Below are 25,395 nucleotides of genomic sequence, written 5' to 3'. Positions count from 1 at the left end.
AGAAAGGTTATCAGAACATTTTGGAAATCTTTCAATCCTTCAATCTTTTAATTCATTGAATATCAATGAGTATAAAGAACTCATTTTAATTTTTTTCAGTTTTCTAAAAAATGATTGAAATTGAACTAAATGATCTTATAATTTTCCGACTTTGAAAAAAATATCCTCAATATATATTTGGATATCAAGAATTATTTTTATAGGTTTGATTTGATGAACGAAATAAAAGGGCTATGGCTTAAAAAAATTGAAAGCAGTTAAATTTTAATAACCCCCATACCTTTTCAGACGTCTTGTTTTGTTGTACGATTTTTAACACTGCCTTTTTTTGAATAAAACAAAAAGGCATAAACCGGGCAGTACATAAATATTTATTGTTCCGGTATGAAATGAAGGCATTCAAAAAATACCTGTAAAAAGAACTATCCGGTAGTTGTGGTTTATATGAAACACAGCAAAACCGGTGCGTATTAACTAATTTAAACAATTTTAAATCATGAAAATGAAAAAAACTTCATGTATCAAAATCGGGGTCTTCGTCTTTAGCCTATCTTTGTTCTTATGGAACTGTATATGAGAAGACTTTATGAACCCTCAGAACACCGTTACCTCTAACAAGCTCAAGTATTCCTTAACGAAAATAACTTACCGGGAACTACTTGCAGACAAGGAAATAAAACCCTCTTTACCTCTGATTGAAAGACGATTTTCTAAGCACTCGCTACAAAGCATCTACAGCAGAAGTGCTACTGAGGTTGCAGCAGGCCTCACCATTTTTACCGATGAGATTAACAGAATTGTCATAGACGATGTCATTACCTGGACATTTCAGACAGAAAGCCCTGTTTTGGAAACTTCTGATTTTGAAAACTTTTTGGTAAAAAAACACAATGGTGTGTTTACCTATTTTTTGGTTTCCTATGAGTTCACTGACCTTACCGATTCCGAAACATTGTATGAAAAAGCTACTTCGTATGTGATTTCCGAAGAATACCTAAGCCTGGAAGGCCTCAACCTGTCTTCCAGAGATGCTTTTGATTGGGTTTTTCCGAATGACGGTGGTGGTACGGGTAGCGGTCCTTGTGACGGTATTTTGGTATATGACCGGTGTAATTTGGGAGGCAATGCGGACGGACACTGGCCGGTTTTGCAAAACGATGGGTTTACCTATTGTAGCGGTAGTCCGCTGTTATATATAGATTTTTCACATTGTGAGAACTACGGTGTTCCGGACAGTCCTGTGGGAGGCCCGTTGGGAGGAGATGATGGCTCCGGAGGAGATGATGGCTCCGGAGGAGATCAGCTTATTGGAGGCGGTGGCGGAGGAGGAAACTCCGGTGGTGATGGAGATACAACGCTTACGGCTCCTGTTGAGTTCGCAGACCCCAGATGTCCTACGGGAAGCGGAAAGGTGATGATAGACGGTGTTTGTGTATGTCCGCCACATACCAATAAAGTAGAGGGTGCCGGAGGAAATTGTGTATGCCCGGAAGGCAAAGTAGAGAATTATCAGGGGGTATGTGTAGATAAACCTTGTGAAGGCGATCCGGTTCCTAATCCTGAAATTGCACCGCAAAAAGGAGTTTCCGGAATTCAAGGGGCTTTATATGGTTGTAAAAGAAAAGCTGATACTACATGTGGAGGTGTCACAGGTAAAAAGAAACATGGAGGTATAGATTTAAAAAATGAACAAGGTGATCCTATTTTCGCCATGTATGATGGATATATTTACTCTACCAGATATGATAAAGATGGAGCAGGTTATTATACCAGAATATATAGCACTGTAAATGGTAAAAATATTCTCATTTCTTATTTTCACTTACAAAAGAACAATCGAATATTACAAACAAGTAATCCTTTAACCTATGTAAAAGCAGGAGATATTATCAGATATCAGGGAGATTCAGGGAATCTAAAGAGTGCTATTGCAGACGATACAGTTGACTCGCATGTCCATATAGAAGTTAGAGAACATGACGGTAGTAATTCTTGGGGCTATAGTCATTATAAATTAGTTGACCCAAGAGATTATCTTTCTACTACTATTGATGATAATGGAGTTTCACAAACAAATACAAATTGTAACTAAAAAATGTAAAAACATGAAAAATATATTATTCATTTTAACGCTAATACTAACGAGCAATTTAGTAAGATGCCAAGTAACGTCAAATATTATATCTAAAACGGAATTTTATAATATTAAAATAAATAACATCACATTAGATGATATTCAGGGTACTGAAGGAAATCAAATAGAACTTATAAACCTAATACCTGCAACTATTCAAGAAAGCAATATAGATCCGGACGGAGAGTTTTGTTACTATACTTATGATGGGTTTGAGATTGGCTTTTCAGGAAATTTAGGTACAGAACACCTTATTTTAGGAGGGTTTGAAATTACCAAAAATAATTGGAATATAACTATACAAGGAGTTACCGTAACTATTGGAGATAATATAAGTGTTTTAGGCAATGTTATATTTAATACACAAACAAATGGGAGTAGAAGTATTGTCTATCAATATTGTGATGGATGCAACAATTTTATATCTATATATATTAATGCATCTAATGAAATAACAAAAATCATATATATAGAACAAACATAAATACGAAACTACTGGCCGATTTTAAAAAAGTATTTACGGATACGGATGAAGATATTTTAGAAGAAATAGCAGATGCTATTAACAAACACGGAAAAGACTACGGTATTGATACTGATGAAAAACTACAACACTTTCTGGCACAAGCCGGACATGAAAGTAGTTTTGCTCCCGCAGGAAAAGACGAGTTTGAAGCTTTTGAAGAAAATCTGAATTATAAATGGGCTAAACTTGGTAAAAAAGGGTATTGGAAAAAATACTTTAATCCTGTCACTAGCCCTACGGCAGCTTCCACAAAAGCAAACCCCAATGATTATAAGCGAGATTCTACATCTGTATATGTAAACAAACAAAAATTTGCCAATTATGTATATGATGATGCAAATCGGGATCCGGATTATAAAATGGGAAATGCAAATACCGGAGACGGTTATAAATTCAGAGGGCGTGGTATTTTTCAACTAACAGGAAGGTATAATTACCAGCAATTTACTACATATTATCAAAACAGGTATGGCAGCACACTGGATTTTACTACCAATCCGGGCTTGGTTGCTTCTGATAAAGAAATTGTCGTAATCAGTGCCTTGTGGTTTTATAAAAATAACGTATTAGATAAATTAAATCCTGCTATGAGTAGTTCTACTTCAGTTGCAAAAGTGACCAAACTTGTAAATGGAGATGAAACTAAAGGGGCATCACATAGAAAAAATTTATTCAATAAAATAAAAGACTCCATAACATGTAATTAAAATTAACATATCATGAAAAAAACAATCAATAAAACAGTATTAAAAATTATAGGAATAATAACAATAATTCTAATAGCAGGGTTCACCATATATCAGTCTCAATGGTTGCAAGATAGAAAGCAAAATATTATAGGTACTTGGGCTTGCGATAGTGCACCTAATTGAAAGCTTGAGTTTACAAATAGCGGAACTTGTTTTTGGCATTCTTCAGATGGGACAACAGAAGAATTTACTTATACTATTGGGAGTAGGTTTTCTGATAATGGTTCAGAGCGTACTCACATAAAACTGACTACTGTAAATAGTGATATTTATGAAACAGGAGAAATTATTGAATACGGTATAAATAGTCTAGGAGATGATAAAATGACTTTGGCAAGTTTTAAACCTAAAATAGATTATTTTCATTTTACTAAAGAATAAAATAAATTCAAAGGCAATACAATTGTAATATACTGCCTTTTTTAATGATTTAAAGATGATGAGAAAAGCAGCATTAAAAATAGGGGTAACAGCAATAGGATTGCTTTTTATTAGTACTGCAGGATTTTTACTTTTTCAACAATCCGCTTTAGTACAGGAACAACAACAACAACAAATTATAGGTACTTGGGTTATAGATGATGATGCTAATTATAAAATTAAATTTGTAGAGGTCAGTAGATAATTTCATAACTTGTATGTCAATAAAAATAGGGGTTTTATGGAAATTTTCAAGGGTCAAAACCTTTTAGAGTTCGCTGAACGCTTTAAAACAGATGTAGATTGCAAAGCATATCTAGGTCAAATCAAGTGGAAAGAGGGTTATGTATGTCGTAAATGTGGTAATACCAGTTACCAAGTACGTAAGAACTTTTCAAGAACATGCAATAAATGTGGTGATACAGAAAGCCCAACGGCTAACACCATTTTTCACAGAGTGCGATTTGGTGTACGAAAAGCCTTTTTTATCTGTTTTGAAATGGCAACTACCACCAAGAGTTTATCAGCTACACAAATGGGTGTACGCTATGGTATTACAGAAAAGACAGCACGATTGTTTATGCTTAAAGTAAGAGAAGCTATGGCTTCTAGTGAAAATACTGGACTTGCTACATTTAGAGTGACAAAGAGTTAAGCTAATTTTATCTAAAATAACTTAACCATATGAAACGAAGAAAATACAGTAAAGAGTTTAAAATTAAAGCAGTAGAATTAAGCAATGTACGAGGTAACACAAAGCAGATTGCCATGGAATTGGGAATCAGTGCAGATCTTATTTACAGATGGCGTAGAGAATTAGAACAGCGTCCTGATTTAGCTTTTAGCGGTAATGGCGTCAAACAACTCACAGAAGATCAGAAAGAGTTAGAGCGATTACGTAAACAGCTCAAGGATGTTACCATGGAGCGGGATATCTTAAAAAAGGCCGTGAGCATCTTCTCCAAGAGCGATCGGAAGTATTGAAATTTATCAAAGATTACAGTAGAGAATATCCGGTTGGGAAGATGTGTAAAATTTTTAAAATTAGTAGAAACAGTTATTACAGGAGTAAGAATTATGTTCCATCAGATAGAGATGGAAAAAATCGTATGCTACTCTCTGAGATTCACCGTATCTGTGAGCGAAGTAAATCTACTTATGGAAGTCCTAGAATTACAGAGGAACTCAAAGCTAAAGGGTTTAAAGTATCTAGGTCTAGGGTAGCACGATTGATGAAAAAACACGGGATTAAAGCAGTTCGTAAAAAGAAATTTGTTGTCACGACAGATTCTAAGCATCAATATCCAGTAGCTGATAATGTATTGGATAGAGATTTTAAAGCTACCGTATTCTATGATAAAAACAAGTAAAAGTTGAGATATTATTTTTACTAATTTATGCAGCAAATTTAAAAGTATCTACATAGGGTGTTTGTCGTTTGACAACGGCAAACACTCTTGCTATTAATTTGTTTCTAATAATGTTAACGGTACTCATTTTACTTTTGCCTTGTTTTATTCTTTTATGATAGTATAATTTCATTTCTGGGTTATGTTGTATAGCAGAAATAGCGCACATATTAATAATTGCTTTCAATTTTTTATTAGCCAAATGAGAGACTTTTGTACGTCCTTTAATACTAGTTCCAGATTGGTAAGGAAAAGGAGCAACACCACAATAAGAGGCAAACTTTCTCCAGTTTTCAAATTTTGAAAAATTGTCAGTAAACACAATCATCATTATAGCAGTTTGCATTCCTATACCTTTAACACTAGTAACAAGTTTATAGGTTTCTTTTAACATTATATTTTGGTCAATAATAGCTTGCATTTGAGTATTAATCTTGTGTATTTGTTTGGTTAGTTCTGCAATCATTTTTTGTTGAACGTCAAAGATTATTTTATACTCTTTTGCTTTATAAATTCTTTTTTGTTCTTTCAAAGTAACTTTAAAACCAGCTCTTTGTTTGTTAAGTTTTGTCCTTAAAGATAAGAGACTTTTTAGTTGTAATATACTTCTTTTAGGTAGCTTACTGGGTTTAAGTTCTTCTTTTAATCGATACCCATATAGAGCAATGCGTTTGGCATCAATTTGGTCATCCTTTCCACGAGCAATACCAATAGATCTTTTAATTTCTAAACCAGAAGCTATGAAAAAAGATAATTTTTGTTCAGTTAAAGACACAGATAATAAATGAGAGTACATTCCTGTATGTTCAAATACAAACATGGTTTCTTCTTTAGAGAAAGACGAATTTTTAAAACTCCACTTTAGCATTAATTTAAATCCAGATTTACTGTTCTCAAACTGTTGAACAATTTGTTTAGAATAGATACAAACATCAATTAATAATTTACTGACATCGATTCCGATAATTTCATTTGTTTTCATAATTTTGTAATTAGATATTAATAATAGTTACTTAAACTAAGACCTTTAATAAGGGCAGAAACTGAAATTCTATATGGTTCTAAGTAACTTTTAAAAAGAACGGAGACTAATACGGGGGATGGCTCTAAAAAGCTAGCTGGCCGCTAAAGTTCACTCCGTTCTTTTGTGTTTTTGGTTATCAACAAAATAAGAGTTATTAACAAAGAAAAAAAGAAGCAAAAAAAGAAATTTCATCATAACTATTATGTTTTTATTTTAAGTAATTATTTCTATTTGCTAATCTAAAGGCTGCTGCACAGAAATGGGTTTCTGATATTACCTTATTTAAAGCCTGCACAAGGATGGCTGTACTTAACGGTAATTATTGACCTGTTTGATCGTAAAGTCATTGGTTGGTCTTTGAGCAATGGACTCAAAGCAAGACAAACTATCATTGCTGCATGGAGAATGGCTGTAAACAACAGAATGCCTTGTGAAGGTATGATTTTTCATTCTGATCGAGGTGTACAATACGCATCTCATGCGTTTGTTAATATCCTTAAAAGTTATCATGTAACACCCAGTATGAGTAGAAAAGGAAACTGTTGGGATAATGCAGTAGCTGAATCTTTTTTTAAAACAATCAAAACAGAACTAATGATAGACAATAAGTTTATATCCAACAAAAGTCTTCAAATTAAAGTCTTTGAATACATAGAAACTTGGTACAACAGATACAGAAGACATTCTGCTCTTGGTTACAAAAATATCATCGAATTTGAAAAATTATATCAAATCAAAAATGTAGCTTAACCTTTTGTACCATTTTTTGTTGCATATCCATAACCCTATGGATGGTCATGTACAGGTTGATGAATTTGTGTTGGGTGGTTATGAGCAAAACAAGATAGGTCGTAGTTATGATGCTAAGAAAAAGAAGGCTATTACTGCTGTTGAGTTCACAGACCAGGGCAAAGTAAAGCGTATGTATGCTTTAAACATCAAAGATTTTTCTGCACAATCGTTGCAATATATGTTCATTAAGCATATTGATAGAAAGGCTCAAGTAATCACTCACAAATGGAAAGGCTACAGGCCTATTGCAAAAGCCTATAACATTACCCAGATTGATAGCGACAAAGGATTAAACTTTAAAGCCTTACATACGATGATTCATCAAATAAAATCATGGATTAGGACAACTTATTCTTGGGTAAGTGAGTTTAATCTAAACCGATACTTTAATGAGTTTTGTTTTAGAATTAATCGCTCGCAAAACAAAAACACAATATTCAATAACTTAATAACTAAAATGGTCATGAGTGATAAAATTTATCAAAGTGAAATTATATGTAACTAACTACTGATCTCTATAAATTTGAAAGTAATGGTACTTGTTATCAATATTACACCGGAGAACCAACAGAGGAATTTACTTACTCGATTCGCAATAGTTTTTCTACAAGCGGGCTAGAACTTACCTTTCTTAAATTAGTTGCTGTAAGTAGTGATGTGTATAATCTAGGGGAAATAGTTGAATATGAGATAAACAGTCTGGGAGATGATAAAATGACATTAACAGTCCTTAAACCTAAAATTAGTTATATACATTTCACTAAACAATAAAATTCAGGGGTAGTATAATTGTAATATACTGCCCTTTTTTTAATGATTTAAAGATGATGAGAAAAGCAGCATTAAAAATTGTAGTAACAGAATTTGCCCTCTTATAATGGATAATCCATTTCTTTTTTACAGTTTATTAACTTAAATTGTTGCGCTAATCGTTACATTTGTACATGCGAAAACTTCTACTATTTTTTCTTATCCTTTTTTCAACCGGTGTCTTTTCACAAACAGATTCTTTAGAAATAAAATCATTAAAAGGCCAGGTTATAGATGCCTTGGATAAAAAAGTATTGAGTGCTGCTCATATCTTGAATTTAAATTCCGTAGTGGGTACTATTACCAATGACAAAGGATTATTCGATATTAGTGCTAAGGCAAATGATACGATTATTGTATCTTATTTAGGTTATTCCTCTATTAAAATTAAAGTTACGAATGATCTATTAAAAGGAAATGAATTGTTAATAGAGTTGTACGAGAAAGCAGAAGAAGTAAAAGAGGTCATTATTAAATCAACCAAACTTATAGGTGTTTTGGAGATTGATGTAAAACAGGTTCCCAAAGATAAATTTACACGAATAAGAATAAACGGACTACCACAGACCTATGAAATCGGCCGGCTTAAAGCAAGAAATTTTAAATCTCCTTTGACTGCATTGTTTCAACCGGTAGACTTTTTATATAATCATTTTGGGAAAAAGCCCAAACAACTTCAAAAACTTCAAAAAATAAAGAAGGAAGATAATTTACGTAAAATTATGGCCGGTAAATTTGACCGTGAAATTATGATGGAATACCTGGAAATGGATAGGCAAGAACTGATGGAGCTGATATCTGACTGTAATTATTCCGATTATTTTACTAAAAAAGCCAGTGACCTGCAAATGATTGAAGCTATTCTTGATTGTTATGAAAATTACAAAGCTCTTAAAAAGGGTAAAATAGAGCGAAGCAAGCTTCCCGAAAAAAAGAAAAAAGGCTAAAACATTAACTATTTTAACCCTTTCTCACTATTAAAAACTAACTAATTATGCTGTAACTAACTAAAGTAAGCCGTTCTAAACTTATAGTTATAATTTCTTCTGGTATTCCAAATTAATCTTTTGGAATTTAGGGCTTCATTCTGGTTCTTTTTTATGGAAATATTACTATTTATCATCTTATTATATTTTTTAGGTTTATAATTTGTTTCTACACATAAGACTGTATAAAATTTGTTGTGTTACGGTATATATAAGAGTTTAACAGATATTTAAGATAATTACTTAAACGATAATTTTAGCCGAATTAAAGAGTGGACTTGCTACATTTAGAGTGACAAAGAGTTAAGCTAATTTTATCTAAAATAACTTAACCATATGAAACGAAGAAAATACAGTAAAGAGTTTAAAATTAAAGCAGTAGAATTAAGCAATGTACGAGGTAACACAAAGCAGATTGCCATGGAATTGGGAATCAGTGCAGATCTTATTTACAGATGGCGTAGAGAATTAGAACAGCGTCCTGATTTAGCTTTTAGCGGTAATGGCGTCAAACAACTCACAGAAGATCAGAAAGAGTTAGAGCGATTACGTAAACAGCTCAAGGATGTTACCATGGAGCGGGATATCTTAAAAAAGGCCGTGAGCATCTTCTCCAAGAGCGATCGGAAGTATTGAAATTTATCAAAGATTACAGTAGAGAATATCCGGTTGGGAAGATGTGTAAAATTTTTAAAATTAGTAGAAACAGTTATTACAGGAGTAAGAATTATGTTCCATCAGATAGAGATGGAAAAAATCGTATGCTACTCTCTGAGATTCACCGTATCTGTGAGCGAAGTAAATCTACTTATGGAAGTCCTAGAATTACAGAGGAACTCAAAGCTAAAGGGTTTAAAGTATCTAGGTCTAGGGTAGCACGATTGATGAAAAAACACGGGATTAAAGCAGTTCGTAAAAAGAAATTTGTTGTCACGACAGATTCTAAGCATCAATATCCAGTAGCTGATAATGTATTGGATAGAGATTTTAAAGCTACCGCTGCTGCACAGAAATGGGTTTCTGATATTACCTATTTAAAGACTGCACAAGGATGGCTGTACTTAACGGTAATTATTGACCTGTTTGATCGTAAAGTCATTGGTTGGTCTTTGAGCAATGGACTCAAAGCAAGACAAACTATCATTGCTGCATGGAGAATGGCTGTAAACAACAGAATGCCTTGTGAAGGTATGATTTTTCATTCTGATCGAGGTGTACAATACGCATCTCATGCGTTTGTTAATATCCTTAAAAGTTATCATGTAACACCCAGTATGAGTAGAAAAGGAAACTGTTGGGATAATGCAGTAGCTGAATCTTTTTTTAAAACAATCAAAACAGAACTAATGATAGACAATAAGTTTATATCCAACAAAAGTCTTCAAATTAAAGTCTTTGAATACATAGAAACTTGGTACAACAGATACAGAAGACATTCTGCTCTTGGTTACAAAAATATCATCGAATTTGAAAAATTATATCAAATCAAAAATGTAGCTTAACTTTTTGTACCATTTTTTGTTGCATATCCAGAGTTTGTAGCGAGCTTAGTAATACTGCTAGTTTACGAAATAAGATCGTACATTTTCCATTCAGTTTGTCAATCAGTCTTGGTGTAAATGCTTTGCATTGTTTATAGTAATTTACCGATTTGTTTATCTGCATTTTTCAATTTTTTTCTAGTTTCCGCTTTTGCATAAACAGCATTTTTTATTTCCGAACCAATTTTGATTTGAACATCTATCGGCGGAAGGATTACCATAATTTTTTTCAAGTCAGAAGACCTGATACTTTGTAATATTGAACCGCTTGATATTCTTTCCAGTTGTAATTGCCCAAAACTGGAATTAAGAAATGCTACTATAATTCCCCCCATTGATAGGACAGATTTTATTAAAACTTAAATGAGATAATGATGTTGAAAGAGGGGGGTCCGGGAGGAGACTGATAACTCTCATTTTTTGTGAATAACTCCCCAAAGTATCATCATATCTCATGCTGCTATTTTTAGGGTTTGTTGATAAATGGTTTGAGGATGTTGATTACCGATACTTTGATGTATTCTTTGTGTATTGTAATACTCGAAATACTCCTTTAAACCTCTATAACATTCTCTACCGTCACTAGCTGGAAACAAATATACATGTTCGTATTTGACACTACGCCATAATCGTTCAATGAAAATATTATCAATAGCTCTTCCTTTACCATCCATACTGAGCTTGATGGCTCTATCAGGATGAGTTACCCAATCGCAGAACTCATAGGCAGTAAACTGACTCCCCTTATCTGTATTGAGAATCTCTGGTTTTCCATGTTTTTCAATAGCCTCTTGTAAGGTTTCTCTGCACCGGTTACTTGTCATCGTGTTGGATAATGACCAACCCACTACATAACGACTGTAAAGGTCTATAATAGCACATAAATACAAATACCCTCCCTGAACTGGAATGTAGGTAATATCCATTGCCCACACTTGATTGGAATGTCTAATCTTTAACTTACTCAACAGGTACTTATAGATTCTATGCAAAGCCCCTTTACCTCTTTTGGAAGTATTAGGCTTGGGGCCAACGGCAGACAACCCCATGAGTCTGTAAAGGCGTTCTATGCGCTTTTTGTTGATCTTATAACCCTTATCCATATTGAGCCAAGTAGTTATACGAGGAACTCCAAGCCATGGGTGAAGCAGATGCTCCTCATCTATCAATCTCATGATCTCCAGATTCAATGAACTCTCTCCCTTTGGAATGTAATACACACTACTACGATGAATTTGTAATAAATCACATTGCTTTACAATAGACAGCTTACTTGCCTTGTCAACCTGTTCTTTACGCTGTTTTGAACTCTTATTCATGACAAGGCTTTCTTTAAAAAATCAATCTCCATCTTTTGCTGACCGATCTTCTTTAAATAACGATCTTCTTTCTCTTATGACTCTGTTTTTGAATCCTTTACCGGACGATCAAATACAGCTTGACCATTTTTTAAAAATTGAGCCTTCCAATTGGTAATTTGGGTTGGATGGATCTCATATTTACGACCCAACTCTTGAATCGTATAACGCTCGCTCAAGGATTCTAAAAACACCTTGAATTTAAACTCTGACGTGAATCTTCTTCTACTCATGATACAGTAAATTTATAATTAAAAATCTAACTTAAATTACTGTCCGATTTTTTGGGGGAATTATAATGTCATTATTTAAACCTATTGACTCTGCAACCAAAAACCATGACTGTTTTGATTCTTAATTCTAATACGAGTACGAATCCCCGTCTTTTAATTTAAAATTCTTAATTAAAAGCGGAGATTCTTAACTATACATTTAAGACACTATTGTCTGCGGCAGCAAAATCATTCCAAACATATCCGTCGGCGTGATCGTCATTTATATATGTACCGTCCACAACATATCTAAATTCATATGAATTTTCGGTTTCCAAATCCACAGTTCCTTTGAAGGTACCGTTTTTAAGTTTTTTCAAGCTGGTAGAACTTGTATTCCAATCATTAAAATTTCCTACTACGGAAACATGCTTAGCTTCTTTAGCTTCAACTGAAAAAGTTACTTTACAAATGGGTTTGCTTTTTAAAAATTGTTTTTTAATAGCCATAATTACTTGTTTATTTTTCGGGCAAATGTAAAGAACAAAATCACTTATACAAACTAGATGTACTATGTTTTAAAAGAATTATTATTTTCTTAAAAAGCAGTTGTTTTATATTCATTTTTACAAAAATCAGTTGTGTTTTTCTAACTATTTATGATATTTTTCCCTCTATCGATTTCGTATATCGGTTATTTTGACTGAAAACTTATCTAAAATATCAAATCTCAAAAACATTTATGGTAATTTTGTTTTTTTGAAGATTTTGGAGGTTGTTTTATGTAGTCAAAAGTTTGAAAGTTTCAAGTTAAAAAGGTAAATTCAAGTTACAATACAAAATGATAACGATTATTGCAGCTATTGGTACCCGAAATGAACTAGGTAAAGACAATGGTTTAATTTGGCATTTACCGGCTGATCTGAAGAGGTTTAAGAAAGTAACTACAGGCAGTCATATTATTATGGGAAGAAAAACCTTTGAATCTATTGGAAAACCCTTACCTGACAGAACGACCATTATAGTTACAAGAAATAAGTTGTATGAACAAAAAGGTTGCCTGGTAGTAAATAGTATTGAAACAGGTATAGAAATTGCTGACGGGCCATCTGAAATTTTTATTATTGGAGGTGCGGCCATATATAAGCAATGTATTGAAAGAGATCTGGTTGACAAATTGGATATCACTTTAATTCATCAGAGATTTGATGCCGATGTGTTTTTTCCGGAAATAGATGAAACCGTATGGAAGGTGGCCTCCAAACAAGATTTCAAAGCCGACGCTAAAAACAAATACGATTACAGTTTTATTTCTTATATGAAAGAACTACCTGAGGTTTTGAAGGGAGTAACCGGGAATTAATCTGATGTTATATTTCCGCTGCGCGAATTCAAAATAATTAAACAATTTGTAATTTACATCATATCCATAGTCAATAGAAGGATCATAATTTATCTCATTCTCATAGATACCTTCATTAAATCTGGGGATATTTCTAGCCCTGTAATTCCAGGCAATTACATAATTTCTGTTTTTTAATTCCAAATAGGTTTGGTTATGATATCCCGGCGGTTTTGCAATAGTATTCAAATAGGTATTAAAACCTACATCAATAATTATAATTTCATACTCTAAACTGTCGTTTGCAATAACGACAGGTTCTTCTTTTTTCGATTTGGTCTCTATCTGAGAAGAACTACAATTCCAAATATATAAAACTACACAAAAGATACCTGTTATTCTAACGATATACCTCATAGTCAACTAATTTTAATTTTATAAAGTTCCGAAAAAAATACCACTTATCATAAAACTTTAACATTTTATAAGGAAAACTTATATTGAGACCTTTGCAGCATTGATTTGACAAAAAAATTCGACGCCCGAAGAAAATTTTCAACCGGAATAACCCATTGGTTTTGAGGATTTAAAATTTTCGAGAAAGAAGAAATTTGAAGTCAAATCAATTTCAATACAGAATATATCACTATTTTGCAAAGGCCTCCTTATATTTATAAAATCAAAAATATATGCTACCTGGCTTATTCCGGAAATAGAAAAAGTCAAAATGAGTTTGTATGTAAACAACAGGTAAAACAAAGATTAAACCTATTAAAATTTATTAAATCAATGAAGAAAAGGTGTTTTTGGGTAAGTGAAGATCCGTTATATAATGCATACCATGATACAGAGTGGGGAGTACCTGTCTATGACGATGATCGTCTTTTTGAGTTTTTGATATTGGAAACTTTTCAGGCAGGTTTAAGCTGGATAACGGTTCTTAAGAAAAGAGAGAACTTCAGAGAAGCATTCGATCATTTCGATTATAAAAAAATAGCAGTATATCCGGAATCTAAATTTGAGTCATTGCTCCGGAATGAAGGAATTATCAGAAACAAGCTAAAAATCAGAGCAACGATATCTAATGCACAAGCATTTATGAGAATACAAGAGATATTTGGAACTTTCTCCAACTATATATGGGGGTTTACTGACGGAAAACCCATTGTAAATGCATTTCATAAGAAGGAAGAAGTACCGGCTACTACAGCAGTATCGGATATCATTTCAAAAGATTTAAAAAAAAGAGGATTTAAATTTGTAGGATCTACGGTAATATATGCATATATGCAGGCAGTGGGAATCGTAAATGACCATACAACAGATTGCTTTCGCTACAAAGAAGTATAAAAAATAGTACATTTGCAGACCAAATTAAAACCAATCATAAAATGAAATTAAAACAAATCATTCTTGCCCTGGTAGTTGGTGTTATTTTATTTTCTTGTAATCAAGATAAAAAGGCTGACACAAAAGCTACTAATAATGATCCATTCGACCACGTAGCAGAACAATTTGCTGACCTCAGGATATTGCGATACCAAATACCGGGGTTTGATGAACTTACACTTAAAGAGAAAAAACTGGTGTACTATTTAACTCAGGCGGGTTTGGCAGGTAGAGATATCATGTGGGATCAGAATTATCGGTATAATTTGACCATCAGAACAGCTCTTGAAAATATCAATGCTCATTTTCCGGGTGATAAAAACACCGATGACTATAAAGCTTTTAAAACCTATTTAAAAAGAATTTGGTTTTCAAACGGAATTCATCATCACTATTCAAATGATAAAATAAAACCCGGATTCAGCAAAGCTTATTTTGAAGATGTTCTATTAAAAGAATCAAATACGGCATTGGCTAAAGAAATTGTTGATATACTGTTTAATGATGTGGACAATAAAAAGGTAAATAAAAAAGAAGGTGTTGACAATATTTTGGCATCTGCAGTTAATTTTTACGGCCCGGATATTACCGATGAAGATGTGGTTACATTCTACAAAACAGCATATAGAGGCCCTGAAGGAATGCCTGTAGAAGCAGGATTAAACTCCAAATTGGTAAGAGAGGATGGAAAACTGGTGGAGAAAGTATGGAAATCCGGTGGTATGTATGGCAGTGCCATAGATCAAATTATCGGATGGCTAGCAAAAGCAAAAGAAGTGGCAGAGAATGAAAAACAGGCAAAAGCATTGGAATTGTTGGTAAGCTATTATAAAACAGGGAGCCTGGATACGTGGGATGCCTACTGTATAGCTTGGGTAACATCAACAGAAGGAAATATTGACTGGATTAATGGTTTTGTAGAAGTATATAATGATCCGAAAGGATATAGAGGTTCTTATGAAACCATAGTAGAGATAAAAGATTTTGATATGTCCCGTAAGATGGCCGTATTATCTGAGAATGCACAATGGTTTGAAGACAACTCGCCTCTGCAAGATGAACACAAAAAGGAAAATGTGGTTGGTGTTTCATATAAAACGGTAAATGTAGCAGGAGAAGCAGGAGATGCATCACCCAGTACCCCCATTGGAGTCAATTTACCAAATAACAACTGGATTCGTCAGCAACACGGCTCGAAATCTGTTTCATTAGGTAATATTATTGCAGCGTACAATAATGCCGGAGGTTCCGGAAGATTAAAAGAATTTGCACATGACCAGGAAGAAATAGATTTGGAATTAGCATATGGCCAGACTGCAGATAAGTTACACACGGCTTTACATGAGGTGGTAGGGCATGCGTCCGGAGTTATTAATGAAGGGGTGGGGCAACCTAAAGAAACGTTGCAACACTATGCTTCTACCATGGAAGAGGGAAGAGCTGATTTGGTTGGACTCTATTATTTAATGGATCCCAAAATACAGGAATTAGGTCTGACAGATGATTGGAAAAAATTAGGAATGGCAGCTTATGACGGCTATATCAGAAATGGATTATTGACACAGTTAATCAGGCTTAAATTAGGAGATGATGTTGAAGAAGACCATATGGTAAACCGCCAGTGGGTTTCCGCCTGGGCTTTTGAACAGGGAGCAAAAGAAAATGTAATTGAAAAAGTGATGAAAAATGGAAAAACCTATTTCAATATCAACGATTATGATAAGTTACGTCAAATTTTTGGACGTTTATTAAGAGAAACACAACGTATCAAATCCGAAGGTGATTTTGAAGCAGCAAAAGCACTGGTAGAAGGATATGGTGTAAAGGTAGACCAACAGATACACAAAGATATCCTCAATCGTAATAAGCAATTTACCTCGGCACCCTACAGTGGTTTTGTAAATCCGGTATTGAAGCCTGTTACCGATGACGATGGTAATATTACTGAAATTTCTATAAATCAACCTAAAGATTTCGAAGAGCAAATGCTATTTTATTCGAAAAATTATAATTTTTTAACACCTGATCAATAGCCATTTTTTATCGGGTTAAGTATTTTATCGGAAACGGTATTATTTGCAGTTTAGTTACTGGTAAAATAACGCAAAAGCACAAAAATAGCAATCACAAGTATACTGTATATGGCCACTTTTTTCGCAGTGTTTTTATAATAACTTCGGTGCTTTTTGGCATCTTTCTTATAACTTATAATCATTAAACCAATAAAAGCGATAACAAATAGCACCATGAAAATTATCCTGCCTGTCGTAAACATAATTTGTATTTTTGGTAAAGTTACAATTCTTAATGGGGGTTGTCAATAGTTTGAAAGTATGAAAGTTGGAAAGTGTAAAGGTTTTAGGTTTCAAGTTTTTTTCAAAAAATTTCAGAACTAAAAACCTCTTTAATAAGATATTGAAAAACAGTCATATATGGCGATCAAAATAATGAACTCGTTTAGACTTTTTGAATTTGCTAAAAAATGGGTGTTTTCTGCTCTGTTCTTATCTTTTTTTCCTTCCGTAGCGCTGCCTATGCAACTCAAAAAAACCTTCAACAGAGCTAAAACCTTCTAATTTTCGCTTAAACCCAAAAAGTCTAAACGAGTTCAATAAAAACGGAAAAATAAGTAGGAATTATATATAGATAAAATGAAAAAAAGAATCGCTGCCGTACGTGAATTTCACACGGCTTTTAATCTGGGAATTAAAGAGACACCTACAGCTAATATCGGTTCGGAAAGAAACAGGCTTCGTTTTAATTTGATGAAAGAGGAGAATGAAGAATATTTGGAAGCTGCAGAAAATAATGATTTGGAGGAAGTAGCTGATGCGCTGGGGGATATGCTGTATATTTTATGTGGTACCATCCTGGAACATGGAATGCAGGACAAAATAGAAGCGGTATTTAATGAAATTCAACGAAGCAATATGAGCAAGCTGGGTGAAAACGGAAAGCCTATATATCGGGAAGACGGAAAGGTGTTAAAAGGCCCTAATTATTTCAAACCCAACATCAAAGCGATTCTGGATGATTAGCAATTTTTTTATTAGAGGCGCCCTGTAGATTTTTTTAATCATCTATAATTTGGTATAATACAGGTTTGCTGGGGCTTGCATCGTTTTCAAAAGGAGCAATCATCAGGTTTAGAAAATACGTTCCGTCTTCAACGGCATTTGGTATAAAAATAAATTCCGTGATGGTAGCATCTAATCGCAATTTTCCGGCGGTATTCCAAAAAGCATGATGCGCTACTAATTTCCCTCCGTCTTTTTCTTTGTCCACAGAAGGCAGATCAACCAATAAATGTTTGACGCCTTTTTCTCTTAAATAAATGGTTGCATCTTCTAACACATAAGGAGGGTTGGTATTTGAGTACTGCAACGTTTTTTTATCTTCCGTATTTGGAATGGTACGAATGGCAACGGCCTCTCTTTTTTTATTTCCCAGTGCATATTGCAGTTGTTTTTTAGATATAAAAAAATCGCCACTTTCTGCTTCCGGAGCAACTGTTATGACTTCGGACAGAAAGAAGTATTGCCGTAAATTCCGGTTGATAGAATGTATTTTTTCTGTAATATGCCCAACTGTTTCGGTATGTGTAATATGAGCATGCGGATTAAATGTTATCATGTTAAAATTTACATCGGCTCCTTTGGCAACACTTCCAATCCATTCATCTGTAGCTACCGGATATATCTCCGGAGGACCGATATGCCAGGCATTTACATTTTGCTTTTCCGGATCTATGGCAATGGAAATATCGATAGGTTTTGATAAGTCGATTGTATATTTTTTGGAATGGTATTGTATATGTGCTCTCAAGACAGGTTTAATTTAAAAAGATCAGATGCAATGCCGTCAGATAAAAATTTTCCTTTTGCAGTGGCTTTTAATGTTTCTCCTTCAATATACAACAATTCTTCCAAAATATATTTTTCTGACTGTTTTATAAGATATGTTAGGTATGTTTTTCCGAAATCTTTTGCTACTTTTTGTAGTGATACTCCCCACATAGTTCTTAAACCTGTCATTATATATTCGTTATAACCATCCGTAACCGTTAATATTTCTTCTTCTGCCGGAAGCCGGTTTTCTTTCAAAGAGGCAATGTATTTTGCATTATTATGAATATTCCAACTTCGCTTTTTCCCATCAAAAGAATGTGCTGACGGCCCGATTCCTATATATGGTTTTCCTTGCCAATATCCTGAATTGTTTTCACTAAAGAAACCTTTTTTTGCAAAATTGGATAATTCATAATGAATAAAATGATGCTGTTCTAATACATCAACCAGCAGGTAAAACTGCTCTTGCGCCTGTGCGTCATTTACTTGTGGAATTACCCCTTTTTTAATAAAGGTTTTCAAAGCTGTTTTAGGTTCAACAGTTAATGCATAACTGGAAATATGCGGAATTTTAAAAGATAAAGCCTTGCGAATGTTATCTATCCATTTTTTATTGGTCATTCCCGGTATTCCATAGATTAGATCTACGGAAATATTGTCAAAATGTTGGGTTGCCGTTGTCAGGCAATTTATGGCTTCCGATGCCTTATGAGCACGATTCATCAATTGTAAATCATCATCAAAAAAAGATTGAATGCCAATACTCAAACGATTAATACCGATTGTTTTATAATGTTCAAAAACGGTTCCCGATGATTTTTGAAATGATAAAAGATCATCCGGGTTTGCTTCCAGTGTAATTTCAGGATTTTTAATTACGGAATGATAACTGTAAACACTATTGATGATAGCTTCCAGTTCAGAAGTACTCAATAGGCTCGGTGTTCCGCCGCCAAAATAAATCGTTGTTACCATTTGATTGTTTAATGCCTCTTTACGAAGTTGAACTTCTTTTATTAATGCCTCTATAAGCATCTTTTTCTTTTTTAAAGAGGTGGAAAAATGAAAATCGCAATAGTAACACGCTTGTTTACAGAACGGGATATGAATATAAATTCCGGCGATGATGAATGGTTTATGTTATTTTTTTTGGATGTTGCTTTACAAAACTTGCCCAACCGGTATAGCTTTTTTCTTTTGCAACTTTTCCTGCATTATAAAAATGGCATACTGCAACAGCCAAACCGTCGGTAGCATCTAAATTTGAGGGTAACGTTTTTAAATCCAGTAAACTTTGTAACATTTTAGCTACCTGTTCTTTGCTGGCATTTCCATTTCCGGTAATAGCCATTTTTACTTTTTTAGGCAGGTATTCGGTAATTGGAATTTCCCTGGATAATCCTGCTGAAATGGCGGCACCCTGAGCCCTGCCCAGTTTTAACATCGATTGTACATTTTTACCGAAAAAAGGAGCTTCAATGGCTATTTCATCAGGATTATATGTATCTATCAGCTCTATAGCTCTCTCAAAAATCAATTTAAGTTTTACATAATGGTCGTCGTATTTTTGAAGTTGTAATTCATTCATTTGAATAAATTGCATTTTACTTCCCATGACCTTAATCAATCCAAATCCCATAACGGTAGTTCCCGGATCAATACCTAAAATGATTTTTTCCATACTCAATATATGATTTTGTTTTTAACCGCTCGGATGATACAAATCTAAACAAATTCTCATGGAGGTTATCATACTGTTTAAAGTTTGAAAGTTCCAAGTTTCGGTTTTAATAATACTATCAATTTTATTTATTTATAACTATAAGAAAAATTTATAGTTAAATACTTATCACCCCTACTTTAATAGGGTTTTTAATTGGTTTCTTTCCAAATAAAAAAGGTGGCTATAATTCTTTTTGCATTGTACCATAAGAGCAAGGCTACAATCAATAAAATAACCAGTATCAACCCTTTTTTTGGATTCGACTTTTTTTGTTTGCCAAGCCTTCTTTTAAATTTCACGCTGAACTCATTTAAACTTTTTCAATTTGCTAAAAAATTACTGTTTTCCGCTCTGTTTTTGTCTTTTTTTCCTTTGTAGCGCTGCCTATGCAACTCAAAAAATCCTTCAACAGAGCTAAAAACTTCTAATTTTCGCTTACATTCAAAAAGTTTAAATGAGTTCGCTTACTAAAATTTTTCACGAATATAAAAAATTAGGATCTTTCAAACTTTAAACTGAATTTTCTCTCCGGTAATTTTCTGCCCCAGCCTGGAGATAGCGTATTCTGATAACTGTAATACTCTGGGATATCCTCCCGTTACCTGGCCATCTCTCATCAATACGATCAATTTTCCGGAAGGTGTTAGTTGTACTGTTCCCGCCAGTACGGCAGAGGTTAAGATCGGTTGTAAATCGTTTTTAACGGGTTCGTTTAATCTATACCCCACGCGATTGTTATCTTCGGAAATTGTAAAAGATTCGAATAATTGTTGTTTTTGCTTATTATTTAACCGATCAAATTCCGGACCGGGAGAACATTCTAAACCGGGGGATATAAAGTGGTTCTTTTGAATCTTGACTTTAGAAAACCGGTCATTGGGAGTAGCGGTTGTGGGTTTTATATTCAATTCATCGCCTTTCTCCAATCTGGGCTTTGTAATTCCGGGAGAAAAACTCCTGCTTCCAAAAACAATAGTCGATCGGATACCTCCCTGAACGGCCAAATAAGTTCTGGCTCCGTAATGTCGTCTTTCAAAAAACAGGATAGACCCTTTTTCAGCAAAATATACTCTGTTTAATGCTATGGAAAGACTGTTTAGTTTTGGAGAAAAATCTCCTCCTGTTAAAGAAAAAAATGTAGCTGTTGTAAATTCAAAGACCCCCTGCCCGAAAGTGATTTCCAAAATTGCATCTTTCGAATCGTTTTGCAATAATACATTTGCGAGTTCAGCGGCATATGCATCCATCGCTCCGGCCGCTGCGACTCCCATTTTTGCAAAACCAAAGCGCCCTTTATCTTGTATTGACGTATACATTCCGGGATTCAATACTTTGATCATAGCTCCTGAAATTTTAATTGAAAAACTCCTTGTTTTACCTTTTCTTCTACTTCATAAAAGGTTTCCAAATCAATAGCGTGAAACCGAACCCGATCTCCGGCTTTGGCAAAACAAGGTGGCGATTTTGTAACGTCAAAAAAATTGACAGGCGATTTGCCTATGAGGTTCCAACCGCCTGCACTATCCTGAGGGTATACGCCGGTTTGTGCACCTCCTATTCCGACAGTACCTTTTGCTACCCGCAGCCTGGGGTTGGGTTTTCTTGGCATATGAATTTTTGTATGCAATCCTCCCAAATAAAGAAATCCGGGTTGAAAACCGAGAAAATAAATCAAATAATCCGGTGAAGTATGTAATTGAATTATTTCAGCAATGGAAATCCTTTTCAATTTGGAAATCGCTCCCAAATCCGGTCCAAATATCATGTCGTAACAAACAGGAATTTGCCAGATTCTTTGTTTTTGAGTTTGATTTTCCCGTTTTAACAAATACAACTCCTTTAGTTGCGAAATCTGAAAATCAAAATCAATACTGTTTTGATATTTGACAGTTAGGGAATGGTAAGCAATAATGGTATCTATATTATTCTGGTTGTTGGAAATGATGCTTTCAAAACGGATAATATCTTTAATGATTTTTTCATCCGTTTTTGCAGGCCATTCAATCAAAATGGCACTATCTCCAAAAGGTTTATATGTAAGTTGATACAAATTTTTACTCACCATCACATATCTAAATATTGATGCAATGCTTTTAAAATAGCAATTGCATTTTCATTATCGCCATGAACGCAGAATGTCTGTGCTTTTATCATGAGTTCTTTGCCGCTAATCGTTTTTACTTTTGACTTGTTTAGCATTCCGGAAACATGGGTGATTATTGCTCCCGGATCCGTTAAAACCGCATGAGGATCACTTCTTGAAACCAACGTTAAATCGTCATTATAATTACGGTCTGCAAAAGCTTCATATACGACTTCAATTTCATATTCCTGCGCTACCTCTTCAACCTTAGAGCGGTAAGGGGCGTATATTTTTATCTTTTCAAAAACATTTCGAATAGCTTTGCAAACGACTTCTGCTTTTTCCCGGTTTACAACAACCAAATTATACAGAGCTCCATGTGGTTTTATATGATGAACCTGCGTATGATGAAAAATTGCTCTTTCTTTAAAAAGCTGCATTTGTTCTTCTAAACTCTGCTGTAATTGGTTATTTGAAATACCCATCACTTTTCTTCCAAAATTGATTCGATCCGGAAATGAAGGATGTGCTCCTGTTTTTACTTTATTTTTAATGGCAAGCTCCATCACCCGATCTATTATTTCAACCGATCCTGCATGTCCGCCACAGGCAATATTACAAGAAGAGGTAAGCGGCATCAGCAGATGTTCATTGTTTAGCCCTTCTCCTACATCACAATTTAAATCAATTTTCAATATTTTGTTTTTTAAGATTAAAATAAACTAAATCCAAAAACGCTATCAAGCCCTCTTAACCCTAAAAAAACAGTTGCTATCAGAATGACAATTCCTAGTATATTTTGAAGTTTTGAATTTACAAAATCTCCCAAGACAGATTTTTTATTGACAACCCACAGCAAGACTCCCGCAATGACAGGTAGTAAAATGCCGTTAGCTACCTGGGCAAATTTGATGATTTCTATGGGTTTGATACCAAGGCAAGAACATACGACTCCAAGCATTAGAATACATATCCAAACGGTTCTGAATTTTTTAGATTTTAAGCCTCCTTTCCACCCAAAACAACCTTTGGCCACATAGGCAGCTGCTAATGGGGCTGTAATTGCTGAAGTGATTCCCGCGGCAAACAGTCCGATTGCCAAAAAGTATTTTGAAAAATCTCCATATAAAGGAGCTAAGCTTTGGGCCAGGTCAATAGCGTTGGAAATTTCTCCTGTGGTAATAGAAGCTGCCGAAATGATGATTGCCATGGAAACCAAGCCTCCTAAAATAATAGCAATCACGGTATCTTTTCTAACGGCTTTTAAATCTTCGTGTTTACTCCACTTTTCTTTTACTAAAGACGCATGTAAAAAAAGATTGTAAGGCACTACCGTAGTACCTATTAACCCTATAATTGTCAGTAAGCTTCCTTTAGGTGATTTTGGAATAAAAACTCCTTTCAGAATATCAAAAAGATCAGGTTTCGTTATGAAGGCAGTAATGATAAAAGAGACACTCATTACGACTACTAAAGCAACCAGTGCTTTCTCTAAAAACTTGTAATCCCCGATATATAATAACATAAATGCCAATAATCCGATAATGATACTAAAAATATTAATCGCAGCACCGAAAATGGTTATTGAAAACGATCCTAAAACGGCTTCAAGCCCCAGAATCCCTCCACTGATATTTCCGGCTTCATAAGAAGCATTTCCGATAACAATCGCTAAAAGAATTAGCAAGAGTATCAATTGGTTAATGACTGGGTTTTTAATTTCCGATTTAATTACTTCCGACAATCCTTTTTGAGAGACAATTCCCAAACGCGCTGCCATTTCCTGTAGCACAATGGTAGCAACGACGGATAAAGTCATTGCCCATAATAAATCAAACCCGAAATGCACTCCTGCCAGTGTACATAAGGTCACGGTTCCCGGCCCGATAAAAGCAGCGGCAACCAGTGTTCCCGGCCCGGTATGTTTGTACAAATTCTTAATCATAATTTGCAGCGTTTAAAGCATAAATGGCAAAACTTCCTAACCAATGCCCGCCTTCATAACTATCCCCTACAAGGTTTGGCAATGAATAATTGATGTGTTTGTTAGCAATATTTTTTAAATGATCGTATTCCGGAAGACCTTCTACAATATCATATATGGCCCAGGCCCTGGAAAAGTTCACCCCATCCAGATGTACCAGTTTACCATCTTTTCTGTCGGAAACTTTACCGACCTGCAGTGTATAGTTTTTATCTTTTAATTGTGGCAAAAACGAGGCAAACCACGTTTTAAATTCCGATATTGGCAATACTCTTTTCATAATGGCCGCTTCCTGCAAGCAAGGGGAAAGAAAATCGTATCCGCTGGGCTCCCACAACATGGGGCATTCAACATCCTTTGTATAAAATTCCCTTGCTCTTTTTTCAATGATATCTTTTAGAGCTTGATTTTTCAGTGTTTCCGCATAATCCCAGGCAAAAGTCAAGCCGAATGCCGTATTCGTATGCTCTCCTACTCTAATCGGATAGTTTAATTTTGGTAAAAAGTCGATGTACTTCCAAACCATTACATCCGTTAGCGGTTGCAGGTTATTTTCTAACCGTCGTGCCGTTTCATCGTCCCAGGTATGAAGCTCTTCTGCCAGTTTTAACAGCCAGGCCCAACCATAGGTACGCTCGTAATTTTTATTGTGTTTTCCATGAAAATAAGCAACTTCTTTTTCTATATTTTCCTTTGAGATATTCTGAAGTAACCGGGCTTTGATTTCAGAAGCATTTTTTAAGGCAGGAAACCGTTTCAGCAAAGACACCAGGCTCCAGTGTCCGTGTACAGAAGAATGCCAGTCAAAACAACCATAAAAGGCAGGGTGTAGCTCTTTTGGTGATTGGAGATCTTCTACTCCCCCTATTGTTTGTCCCGGTTTATTGGGAAATTCCACTTGAATACAACTAATGGGCAAAGTAACTAACCTTTCGGCCTGTTCCAAATTTAATTCGGGAATCTTAATTTGTTCCGTTAAAGTAACTTTATTTTCTTTTTGAACCACATCATCGCACGTCCATAACAAAATAGTAGCTAAGATAATAGATAAGTGCTTCATCATTA

Annotated in this window: 28 protein-coding genes and 2 pseudogenes; 16 read left to right on the top strand and 14 right to left on the bottom strand. The window is 34.5% G+C overall.

Annotated elements, in window-relative coordinates; translation table 11 throughout:
• Window positions 1–586 precede the first annotated feature (586 nt).
• From GKR88_14430 to GKR88_14395, 8 genes and pseudogenes are all read left to right on the top strand, one after another.
• Window positions 587–2,092 (top strand): peptidoglycan DD-metalloendopeptidase family protein, encoded by a 1,506-nt coding sequence (locus tag GKR88_14430; protein ID QMU65367.1) that lies wholly within the window; start codon window positions 587–589, stop codon window positions 2,090–2,092.
• 13 nt (window positions 2,093–2,105) lie between these two features.
• Window positions 2,106–2,618, top strand: a complete 513-nt coding sequence (locus GKR88_14425; GenBank protein QMU65366.1) for a hypothetical protein — start codon at window positions 2,106–2,108, stop codon at window positions 2,616–2,618.
• A gap of 401 nt (window positions 2,619–3,019) precedes the next feature.
• On the top strand, window positions 3,020–3,367 hold the full coding sequence (locus GKR88_14420; GenBank protein QMU65365.1) for a hypothetical protein: 348 nt from the start codon (window positions 3,020–3,022) through the stop codon (window positions 3,365–3,367).
• A gap of 12 nt (window positions 3,368–3,379) precedes the next feature.
• On the top strand, window positions 3,380–3,532 hold the full coding sequence (locus tag GKR88_14415) for a hypothetical protein (GenBank protein QMU65364.1): 153 nt from the start codon (window positions 3,380–3,382) through the stop codon (window positions 3,530–3,532).
• Window positions 3,533–3,845: 313 nt separating this feature from the next.
• Window positions 3,846–4,034: a hypothetical protein gene (locus GKR88_14410; GenBank protein ID QMU65363.1), complete on the top strand. Its 189-nt coding sequence runs from the start codon at window positions 3,846–3,848 to the stop codon at window positions 4,032–4,034.
• Window positions 4,035–4,070: 36 nt separating this feature from the next.
• Window positions 4,071–4,442 (top strand): annotated as a pseudogene (locus GKR88_14405) (IS1595 family transposase).
• A gap of 71 nt (window positions 4,443–4,513) precedes the next feature.
• A complete protein-coding gene (locus GKR88_14400) occupies window positions 4,514–4,813 on the top strand; it encodes a transposase (protein QMU65362.1) in 300 nt (99 codons plus the stop codon).
• A 41-nt stretch (window positions 4,814–4,854) separates the two neighbouring features.
• On the top strand, window positions 4,855–5,199 hold the full coding sequence (locus GKR88_14395; GenBank protein ID QMU65361.1) for an IS3 family transposase: 345 nt from the start codon (window positions 4,855–4,857) through the stop codon (window positions 5,197–5,199).
• A 25-nt stretch (window positions 5,200–5,224) separates the two neighbouring features.
• Here the strand turns inward: GKR88_14395 and GKR88_14390 are convergent, their stop codons facing one another.
• Window positions 5,225–6,220: a transposase gene (locus GKR88_14390; protein ID QMU65360.1), complete on the bottom strand. Its 996-nt coding sequence runs from the start codon at window positions 6,218–6,220 to the stop codon at window positions 5,225–5,227.
• Window positions 6,221–6,508: 288 nt separating this feature from the next.
• Between GKR88_14390 and GKR88_14385 the strand changes: the two genes are divergently transcribed.
• The 4 genes and pseudogenes from GKR88_14385 to GKR88_14370 all read left to right on the top strand — a co-directional run bounded on the left by GKR88_14385 (window position 6,509) and on the right by GKR88_14370 (window position 10,352).
• The gene (locus GKR88_14385) at window positions 6,509–7,012 is read left to right on the top strand and encodes an IS3 family transposase (protein ID QMU65359.1); all 504 of its coding nucleotides are present in this window, start codon (window positions 6,509–6,511) and stop codon (window positions 7,010–7,012) included.
• 28 nt (window positions 7,013–7,040) lie between these two features.
• Window positions 7,041–7,559: pseudogene (locus GKR88_14380) on the top strand (IS1595 family transposase).
• Window positions 7,560–7,998: 439 nt separating this feature from the next.
• Entirely contained in the window at window positions 7,999–8,811 is an 813-nt protein-coding gene (locus GKR88_14375) for a carboxypeptidase-like regulatory domain-containing protein (GenBank protein ID QMU65358.1), read from the top strand.
• Between the two features lie 375 nt (window positions 8,812–9,186).
• Window positions 9,187–10,352, top strand: a protein-coding gene (locus GKR88_14370) for an IS3 family transposase (GenBank protein QMU65357.1) whose coding sequence is annotated in 2 segments (ribosomal slippage) — window positions 9,187–9,436 and window positions 9,436–10,352 — 1,167 coding nt in all. Because the reading frame shifts where the segments join, the coding sequence is not laid out codon by codon here.
• Between the two features lie 131 nt (window positions 10,353–10,483).
• Here the strand turns inward: GKR88_14370 and GKR88_14365 are convergent.
• The 4 genes from GKR88_14365 to GKR88_14350 all read right to left on the bottom strand — a co-directional run bounded on the left by GKR88_14365 (window position 10,484) and on the right by GKR88_14350 (window position 12,470).
• The gene (locus tag GKR88_14365; protein ID QMU65356.1) at window positions 10,484–10,726 is read right to left on the bottom strand and encodes a hypothetical protein; all 243 of its coding nucleotides are present in this window, start codon (window positions 10,724–10,726) and stop codon (window positions 10,484–10,486) included.
• A 117-nt stretch (window positions 10,727–10,843) separates the two neighbouring features.
• Entirely contained in the window at window positions 10,844–11,710 is an 867-nt protein-coding gene (locus tag GKR88_14360) for an IS3 family transposase (GenBank protein ID QMU65355.1), read from the bottom strand.
• Window positions 11,711–11,784: 74 nt separating this feature from the next.
• Entirely contained in the window at window positions 11,785–11,982 is a 198-nt protein-coding gene (locus GKR88_14355) for a transposase (protein ID QMU65354.1), read from the bottom strand.
• A gap of 191 nt (window positions 11,983–12,173) precedes the next feature.
• Window positions 12,174–12,470, bottom strand: coding sequence for a glycoside hydrolase (locus tag GKR88_14350; protein ID QMU65353.1), 297 nt, complete (start codon window positions 12,468–12,470; stop codon window positions 12,174–12,176).
• Window positions 12,471–12,802: 332 nt separating this feature from the next.
• On the opposite strand from GKR88_14350, the gene GKR88_14345 reads away from it, so the two are divergent.
• Window positions 12,803–13,324 (top strand): dihydrofolate reductase, encoded by a 522-nt coding sequence (locus GKR88_14345; GenBank protein QMU65352.1) that lies wholly within the window; start codon window positions 12,803–12,805, stop codon window positions 13,322–13,324.
• Here GKR88_14345 and GKR88_14340 read toward each other — a convergent pair.
• Window positions 13,289–13,720 (bottom strand): hypothetical protein, encoded by a 432-nt coding sequence (locus tag GKR88_14340; protein QMU65351.1) that lies wholly within the window; start codon window positions 13,718–13,720, stop codon window positions 13,289–13,291. The genes GKR88_14345 and GKR88_14340 overlap by 36 nt on opposite strands.
• Window positions 13,721–14,092: 372 nt before the next feature.
• Here GKR88_14340 and tag point away from each other — a divergent pair, with 372 nt between their 5' ends.
• The 3 genes from tag (at window position 14,093) to GKR88_14325 (ending at window position 17,730) form a co-directional block, all read left to right on the top strand.
• Window positions 14,093–14,653: a DNA-3-methyladenine glycosylase I gene (tag, locus tag GKR88_14335; protein QMU65350.1), complete on the top strand. Its 561-nt coding sequence runs from the start codon at window positions 14,093–14,095 to the stop codon at window positions 14,651–14,653.
• Between the two features lie 41 nt (window positions 14,654–14,694).
• Window positions 14,695–16,725 (top strand): dihydrofolate reductase, encoded by a 2,031-nt coding sequence (locus tag GKR88_14330; GenBank protein QMU65349.1) that lies wholly within the window; start codon window positions 14,695–14,697, stop codon window positions 16,723–16,725.
• Window positions 16,726–17,343: 618 nt separating this feature from the next.
• Window positions 17,344–17,730: a hypothetical protein gene (locus GKR88_14325; protein QMU65348.1), complete on the top strand. Its 387-nt coding sequence runs from the start codon at window positions 17,344–17,346 to the stop codon at window positions 17,728–17,730.
• A 34-nt stretch (window positions 17,731–17,764) separates the two neighbouring features.
• On the opposite strand, the gene GKR88_14320 is transcribed toward GKR88_14325, so the two are convergent.
• The 8 genes from GKR88_14320 to GKR88_14285 form a co-directional block, all read right to left on the bottom strand.
• On the bottom strand, window positions 17,765–18,517 hold the full coding sequence (locus tag GKR88_14320) for a cyclase family protein (protein QMU65347.1): 753 nt from the start codon (window positions 18,515–18,517) through the stop codon (window positions 17,765–17,767).
• Window positions 18,514–19,665 carry a radical SAM family heme chaperone HemW gene (gene hemW / locus GKR88_14315; GenBank protein QMU65346.1) on the bottom strand — a complete coding sequence of 384 codons (1,152 nt, stop codon included), beginning with the start codon at window positions 19,663–19,665 and terminating at the stop codon, window positions 18,514–18,516. The genes GKR88_14320 and hemW overlap by 4 nt, the downstream gene beginning before the upstream one ends.
• 10 nt (window positions 19,666–19,675) lie before the next feature.
• Window positions 19,676–20,221 (bottom strand): crossover junction endodeoxyribonuclease RuvC, encoded by a 546-nt coding sequence (gene ruvC, locus GKR88_14310; GenBank protein ID QMU65345.1) that lies wholly within the window; start codon window positions 20,219–20,221, stop codon window positions 19,676–19,678.
• Window positions 20,222–20,766: 545 nt separating this feature from the next.
• Complete coding sequence (locus GKR88_14305; protein QMU65344.1) at window positions 20,767–21,603, bottom strand: allophanate hydrolase subunit 2 family protein; 837 nt, start codon at window positions 21,601–21,603, stop codon at window positions 20,767–20,769.
• Complete coding sequence (gene pxpB / locus GKR88_14300) at window positions 21,600–22,325, bottom strand: 5-oxoprolinase subunit PxpB (protein ID QMU66731.1); 726 nt, start codon at window positions 22,323–22,325, stop codon at window positions 21,600–21,602. Before pxpB ends, GKR88_14305 begins: the two co-directional genes overlap by 4 nt.
• A gap of 2 nt (window positions 22,326–22,327) precedes the next feature.
• Window positions 22,328–23,041: a 5-oxoprolinase subunit PxpA gene (gene pxpA / locus GKR88_14295; GenBank protein ID QMU65343.1), complete on the bottom strand. Its 714-nt coding sequence runs from the start codon at window positions 23,039–23,041 to the stop codon at window positions 22,328–22,330.
• Window positions 23,042–23,058: 17 nt separating this feature from the next.
• Window positions 23,059–24,291, bottom strand: coding sequence for a divalent metal cation transporter (locus GKR88_14290; protein QMU65342.1), 1,233 nt, complete (start codon window positions 24,289–24,291; stop codon window positions 23,059–23,061).
• On the bottom strand, window positions 24,284–25,390 hold the full coding sequence (locus GKR88_14285; GenBank protein QMU66730.1) for a DUF2891 family protein: 1,107 nt from the start codon (window positions 25,388–25,390) through the stop codon (window positions 24,284–24,286). Before GKR88_14285 ends, GKR88_14290 begins: the two co-directional genes overlap by 8 nt.
• Between the last annotated feature and the right edge of the window lie 5 nt (window positions 25,391–25,395).

It is taken from the genome of Flavobacteriaceae bacterium (assembly GCA_014075215.1).
Classification (GTDB): Bacteria; Bacteroidota; Bacteroidia; order Flavobacteriales; family Flavobacteriaceae; genus Polaribacter.
This window is presented reverse-complemented; position numbering and strand designations above follow the sequence as displayed.